At 67.7% G+C, this 6,867-nt stretch carries 5 protein-coding genes; 3 read left to right on the top strand and 2 right to left on the bottom strand.

What is annotated here, in order from left to right; translation table 11 throughout:
• Both WB508_RS06605 and WB508_RS06600 read right to left on the bottom strand, forming a co-directional pair.
• Positions 1–1,222, bottom strand: a 1,222-nt coding sequence (locus WB508_RS06605) for a lamin tail domain-containing protein (protein ID WP_423844087.1), incomplete at its 3' end; no start/stop codon positions are given.
• 11 nt (positions 1,223–1,233) lie between these two features.
• Positions 1,234–3,480, bottom strand: a complete 2,247-nt coding sequence (locus WB508_RS06600; RefSeq protein ID WP_423844086.1) for a 5'-nucleotidase C-terminal domain-containing protein — start codon at positions 3,478–3,480, stop codon at positions 1,234–1,236.
• 178 nt (positions 3,481–3,658) lie between these two features.
• Here WB508_RS06600 and deoC point away from each other — a divergent pair, with 178 nt between their 5' ends.
• The 3 genes from deoC to WB508_RS06585 form a co-directional block, all read left to right on the top strand.
• Positions 3,659–4,612, top strand: coding sequence for a deoxyribose-phosphate aldolase (gene deoC / locus WB508_RS06595; RefSeq protein WP_423844085.1), 954 nt, complete (start codon positions 3,659–3,661; stop codon positions 4,610–4,612).
• A gap of 1 nt (position 4,613) precedes the next feature.
• Positions 4,614–6,053 (top strand): aldehyde dehydrogenase family protein, encoded by a 1,440-nt coding sequence (locus WB508_RS06590; RefSeq protein WP_423844084.1) that lies wholly within the window; start codon positions 4,614–4,616, stop codon positions 6,051–6,053.
• The coding region (locus WB508_RS06585) for an aldehyde dehydrogenase family protein (protein WP_423844083.1) at positions 6,050–6,867 on the top strand (818 nt) is incomplete at its 3' end. The genes WB508_RS06590 and WB508_RS06585, both read left to right, overlap by 4 nt.

Genomic DNA, 6,867 nt, shown 5'->3' with positions numbered 1-6,867 from the left:
CGACCGTGACCAGTCGACGCGCGTTGTCGGCCACGACGGCGTCGTACTCCGCCGACCCCGGTCGTGCGACGTCGGTCGGCTGCCGCAGACCGGTGTCGCCTGAAGCCAGGCCGATCTCCGCGAATCGGTTGGTGGCGAAGTTGTTCGTGATCGTGAAGCCGTTCTCCGGCGCCACCAACATGCCCTCAAGAGACTCGCGAGCCGCCTCACCCATCGGGAACGACACGACCGCTGGCTTGACCGCCTCGGTCGCCTCGGTCAGCACAGACCATCCATCCGCTGCTGGCGAGATCTCGGTGAGCCCGAAGAATTCTGAGACTGGGCCGGTGACCTCGACGAAGTCGCCGATCTGCACGTCCTCCGCCAAGGCCTTCGAGAAGGCGAACAAGCCGTCGGACGCCTCGTGCGCGCCCAGGTCACCGCCCGTGCCCGGCGTCTGGATGTAGGCACCGTCGAATCCACCGGTGGGATAGGTGGCAGTGACGACACCACGGGTCGTGACGGTGCGCCCGACCAGGGGGCTGGCGTCTTCGGTTCCCTGGATCTCGGCGATGGTGGCCGTGACCGGCGGATCGGGCGGCGTGACCACCCCGCCATCACACGCCTGACCACAAGCCTTCGGCGTCGGGTCGCCACCGGTGAAGTCGGCGGCGTTGTCGTCGGTGTCGGCGTCTTCGGGGCGATTCAGCGACGACGTGACGGAGTACTCACGCGGGGCAGGACCACTGCCCTCGTAGGTGGCCGACGCTCCGTAGCCGACAAGATCGACCAGATCGTCGTCCTGCAGCACGGCGGCACGCTCGCCGGTCAGCGCGGTGCTGCGCTTGACGAGCGCCAGCGTGCCGCCATTGGCGTTGCCCGAGAACGCGATGTTGGAGGCGACATCAGGCGTCGGCAGAGCCTCACCGTTGGAGGCATTGCTGTTGCCACCCACCAGCAGCGAGCCGCCGGGCTCCACGTGGTGCTCGCCGAGCGCGATGATGCCGGTGAAGTTGCCCGTCGCGCTGTATGAGCGGTACTGCACCGACCAGCCGGACACGTCGATGTCCGCATCGGTCGGGTTGTGAATCTCGACGTACTTGTTCAGGTAGGTGGCACCCGAGCTGCCACCGTTGAGGTAGGCCTCGCTGATCACGAGGCTGTCGCCGGCCGGGGAGGCCTGCGCAGCGACCGCGGGAAGGAGCCCCGCGACGAGTGCCATGGCGCCCGCGGCCCCTGCCATCGAGCGGCGCATCACTTCTCGCCCTTCGCGACGACGGTGATCTCGACGGTGTCCTCGCCTGCGGCGTAGTCGTCATCTCCTGAGTACGTCATCGTGAGCGTGTGGCGACCCGGCGACAACGACGACGTGTCGACGATGACGCGCGCGTGACCCTTGCGCAGGGTGCTGTGGCCGAGATCGACGCCGTCGCTGGTGACGTCGACGGTGCCCGAGGCCTTGCCCTCTGAACCGCCCACCTTGACGACCAGACCGAGGTCCCGTCCCTCCGTCACCGTCGACGGTCCGGAGACCTTGATGCTGGCCTGCGGGGAGATGTCGAAGGCCGGCAGCAGCGCCGTGGTGTCAGACGGCGACGCCGTGACCCTGAGGCGCGCCGAGCCGCTGGCGTCCTGTGGCAGCGTGAAGGTCGGCGAGGCAGAACCGTCATTCACCGCGAAGCTGCCCAGCGACGACGACGTCTCGCCTTGCACGAGAGACAGCGACACCGAGGTGTTCTCGGGGCTGCCCAGCGAGGACAGGTCAAGCTTCGGCAGACTGAAAGCGACCTCACCTCCTGCGTCGTAGGTGTCCTGCAGACCCTCGATCCGGACGGTGTGCCGCGCGAAATCCGGCGAGACCGGGCTGTTGGACCCCAGGTAATCGATCCAGACCTCGTAGTCCAGCAAGCCGGTGTCAACTGCGTCGCCTTGGGAGAAGGCCCGGAAGTTGTCGCCGCCAGCGGCGAGGAAAGCGGGCACCGCGACCTTGTAGGTGCCGGTCGGATCGACGTCAGCACCATCGACACGCAGCGAAGTGATGCGATCACCCTCGGCCCGGGTGGGATCGAAGGTGTAGGCGACATTGCTCGACGTGCCGAGCTGCAGGTACGGGCGCGTCGGCACGTTGCCGTTGGCGTCGCGCTGCCACTGCTGCTCGAAGACCGTCTTCAGCTGTGCCCCGGTCAGCGCAACCGAGCTGAGATTGTTGGTGAACGGCAGCACGGCATTGGCCTCGGCGAAGGTGATCACGCCATCGGTGTTGCTGCCGCCAGTGCCAGCGAACAGCAGATCGCTGCGCAGTCCGCCCGGGTTGACGACTGACAGATCGGCCCCCGCTGCCGTGCCGGCGACACCGGCCAGCTGGGCGTCTGCGACCCGGTTGCCGAGGGTCGACTCGCTGGCGCGGTCGTCGCGCGCTCCAGCCGCGGTGAACGCGGTGGTGATGTCGGCGGTCTGCTTGCCGACTGGCTCGTTGCCCTTCTCGGCTGCGAAGGCAAGCGCGGCGTCGACGATCGTCTTGACCTGCGCCACCCGGGCGAACATGGCTGTCAACGTGCCGTCGGCTGCGGTGGTGCGAGCGACGTTGCGCTGCGTGTAGGACTTCACGTCGCCGGTGTCGGCGTCGACCTTGAGCACGATGTTGCCGACGTTGGAGCCGTAGCTGCCCGTCTGGATGATGGGCCGGGTGCGGTCGGGCTCTCCGGGGATCGGCGCGTCATAGGTGTACTTCTGGTGCGTGTGACCCATGAAGATGGCGTCGACCTCGGCGTCAGTCTGCTGGGCGATCTTCGCGAACACCGCGCTCTGCGCCATGCTCTCAGCAAAGCTGCGAGCACCGTCCGGGGCACCCTCGTGGATCGATGCCACGATGACGTCGGGCGGGGAGGGAAGGGCCTCAAGCTCCCCGACGGCGTCGTTGATGGCGTCGGTGGGGTCAGTGAAGGTCAGACCAGCGATGCCGGTGGGAGTGACCAGCGCCGGCGTCTCCTCGGTGAGTGCCCCGACGACCGCCACGGACACGCCGTCGATCGTGACCAGCGTGTAGGGATCGAGCAGCCGGCTGCCATCGGCCTGGAAGACGTTGGCCGCCAGGAACGGGAAGTCGGCCGCGTCGGTGAGTCGCCCGGTGAGATCGTCGGCGCCCTTGTCGAACTCGTGGTTGCCGGCGGCCGAAGCGTCCAGCGCGAGAGCGTTGAGCACGTCGATGGTGGGGATGTCCTTTTGCACCGCTGAGGCGAACACCGACGCGCCGACGTTGTCGCCGGCCGAGATCAGCAACGAGTTGTCGGCGCCGCCCTCCTGCCGGATCTGCTCGACGGTGCCAGCGAACTTGACCGTATTGCCGTCGATACGACCATGGAAGTCGTTGATGCCGATCAGATTGAGAGTGACGTCGTCGGCGGCGTGGGCGGGGGACGCGGCAAGCGCCGAGGCCGCTATCACGGACCCCGCCATGATGGTCGCGAAGCGTCGGGTGACACAGGAGGGCAGGGCAGACACAGGTGAACCTTTCGGACCGCGACGTTTCCGGTCCGGACCCCCCGAACCACATCGACTGTCCCAGAGGACAACCTCACGTCCATGAAGTCAACAGCGATCAGGACTATCGCAGGTGACAAGTTGGTGAACGCGCATGCCGAGGGCCTACTCTGGACAGTCCGACGATGAAGGAATTGGTGTGACCATCCACGATCAGCGGGGCCCCCACAGCGGTGAGTCCCTGAGCCGAGTGCTCGGCGGCCTGCCCGGAGTCGACCAGGTGGGCCTTGAGGCCCGAGCGGCCTCCCTCGGCACACGATCGATCAAGACGACCTCCAAGGCCTGGGCGATCGACCTGGCCATCTCGATGGTCGATCTCACGACCCTCGAGGGTTCGGACACCGCCGGCAAGGTGCGTTCGCTCGCCAACAAGGCCGTGCAGCCTGATCCGACCGACGCCACGTGCCCGTCTGCCGCTGCGGTCTGTGTCTACCCGGACATGGTCGCGGTCGCGAAGTCCGCCATCGGTGCCGCGCCCGTGAGCGTCGCCTCCGTCGCCACCGCTTTTCCGTCGGGTCGCGCAGCGCTCGACATCAAGCTGGCCGACACGCGAGACGCCGTCGAGGCCGGTGCCGACGAGATCGACATGGTCATCGACCGCGGCGCCTTTCTCAGTGGTGACCTGACGCGCGTCTTCGAGGAGATCGTCGCCACGAAGGAAGCCTGCGCCCGTCCTGACGGTTCGCACGCGCACCTGAAGGTGATCCTCGAGACCGGCGAGCTGCAGACCTACGACAACGTGCGCCGCGCGTCGTGGCTGGCCATGGAGGCCGGCGCTGACTTCATCAAGACCAGCACCGGCAAGATCCAACCTGCTGCCACAGCGCCGGTCACGCTCTTGATGCTCGAAGCCGTGCGAGACTTCCGCGACGCCACCGGGCGGCAGGTGGGCGTCAAGCCCGCTGGTGGCATCCGCACCTCCAAGGACGCCATCAAGTACCTGGTCATGGTCAACGAGACGGTCGGCGACGACTGGCTCGATCCCGACTGGTTCCGGTTCGGCGCCTCCTCGCTGCTCAACGACCTGCTGCTGCAGCGCCAGAAGATGACGACCGGCGCCTACTCCGGTCCTGACTACGTGACGGTGGACTGACATGCCCTTCGACTACGCACCTGCACCCGAGTCGCGCTCGATCGTCGACATCAAGAGCTCGTACGGGCTGTTCATCGGCGGCGAGTTCGTCGACGGCTCGGGCTCTGCATTCAAGTCCATCAGCCCGGCCTCGGAGGAGGTCCTTGCCGAGATCGCCGAGGCCACCGCGGACGACGTCGACCGCGCCGTGCGGGCCGCCCGCCAGGCCCACACCCGGGTCTGGAGCAAGCTGCCTGGCTCAGAACGTGCCAAGTATCTGTACCGCATCGCCCGCATCATGGCCGAGCGCAGCCGCGAGTTCGCGGTGCTGGAGTCGCTCGACAACGGCAAGCCGATCCGGGAGTCGCGCGACGTCGACCTGCCCTTGGTGTCGCAGTGGTTCTTCTACTACGCCGGCTGGGCCGACAAGCTGTCCTACGCTGGCCTCGGGCCGGACCCGAGGGCTCTGGGAGTCGCGGGCCAGATCATTCCCTGGAACTTCCCGATCATGATGCTGGCGTGGAAGATCGCGCCAGCGCTGGCAGCCGGCAACACCGTCGTGCTCAAGCCCGCCGAGACCACTCCCCTGACCGCGCTGCTGTTCGCCGAGGTGTGCCAGCAGGCCGACCTCCCGCCGGGCGTCGTCAACATCGTCACTGGTGCCGGCTCCACGGGCCAGGCGCTGGTCGACCACGCCGACGTCGACAAGATCGCCTTCACCGGATCCACGGCGGTCGGCAAGGCCATCGCCCGATCGATCGCCGGGACCGACAAGGTGGCGACGCTCGAGCTGGGCGGCAAGGCCGCCAACATCGTGTTCGACGATGCGCCGCTCGACCAGGCCATCGAGGGCATCGTCCGCGGCATCTTCTTCAACCAGGGTCACGTGTGCTGCGCTGGCTCGCGGCTGCTGGTCCAGGAGAACGTCTACGACGAGGTGCTCGAACGTCTCAAGCGCCGCATGTCAACGCTGCGCCTGGGCGATCCCCTGGACAAGAACACCGACATCGGCGCCATCAACTCCGCCGAGCAGCTGGCTCGTATCACGGCGCTCTCAGACGCTGGCGACGCCGAGGGTGCCGAACGCTGGTCTGTCCCGTGCGATCTGCCGGACAACGGCTTCTGGTTTGCCCCCACGATCTTCACCGGCGTCACACAGGCGCATCGCATCGCCCGGGAGGAGATCTTCGGACCCGTGTTGTCGGTGCTGACCTTCCGCACACCGTCGGAGGCGATCGAGAAGGCCAACAACACGCCCTACGGCCTCTCGGCGGGCGTCTGGACCGACAAGGGATCGCGGATCCTGGCGATGGCCGACCGCCTGCGCGCCGGCGTCGTGTGGGCCAACACGTTCAACCAGTTCGACCCGGCCTCGCCGTTCGGCGGTTACAAGGAGTCCGGCTACGGCCGCGAGGGCGGCAAGCCCGGACTGGCCGCCTATCTCGAAGGGAGCCCGGCATGAGCGAACGGGTCACCGTGCGCAAGACGCACAAGATGTACATCGGCGGGTCGTTCCCCCGCTCGGAGTCCGGGCGCACCTTCGAGGCGCTGGACTCCAAGGGCGGGTTCCTCGCAAATATGGCTCATGCCTCGCGCAAGGACGCCCGCGACGCCGTGCGCGCCGCGCGCTCGGCGTTCGGCGGGTGGGCCGGCCGCACCCCGTACAACCGCGGACAGGTGGTCTACCGCATCGCCGAGGTCATGGAGGGCCGCCGCGAGCAGTTCGTCGAGCAGGTGCGCGCCGCCGAGGGCCTGACCGCCAAGCAGGCCTCGGCGCAGGTGGATGCCGCGATCGATCGCGTCGTCTGGTTTGCGGGGTGGGCCGACAAGTACGTGCAGGTGCTGGGCAACGCCAATCCGGTCTCCGGACCGTTCTTCAATCTGTCCGCTCCCGAGCCCACAGGCGTCGTGGCGGTGCTCGCTCCGCAGGACTCGCTACTCGGCCTGGTTTCGACGGTGGTCCCCGCCATCGTCACCGGCAACACCGTCGTCGTGGTCGGCAGCCATCGGCACCCGATTGCCGGCGTCACGCTGGCCGAGGTGATGGCCACCTCCGACCTGCCCGGTGGCGTCGTCAACCTGCTCACCGGCAGCGCAGCCGAGATCGGCCCCTGGCTTGCGGCGCACATGGACGTCAACGGCATCGACCTGGCTGGTGCGGATGCCGCGTTGGCCACCGAGCTCGAAGTCGCGGCGGCCGAGAATCTCAAGCGCGTCCTGCGACCGGCGGCGGAGGACTGGAAGGCCGAGCCGACGCTCGACCGACTGGCCCGCTG

Source organism: Aeromicrobium sp., assembly GCF_049586495.1.
In the GTDB taxonomy this organism is placed as follows: domain Bacteria; phylum Actinomycetota; class Actinomycetes; order Propionibacteriales; family Nocardioidaceae; genus Aeromicrobium.
This window is presented reverse-complemented; position numbering and strand designations above follow the sequence as displayed.

Bases quoted from the DNA above. Each gene is read 5' to 3' on its own strand.
- WB508_RS06590 (WP_423844084.1), top strand. From the start codon at position 4,614: ATGCCCTTCGACTACGCACCTGCACCCGAGTCGCGCTCGATCGTCGAC.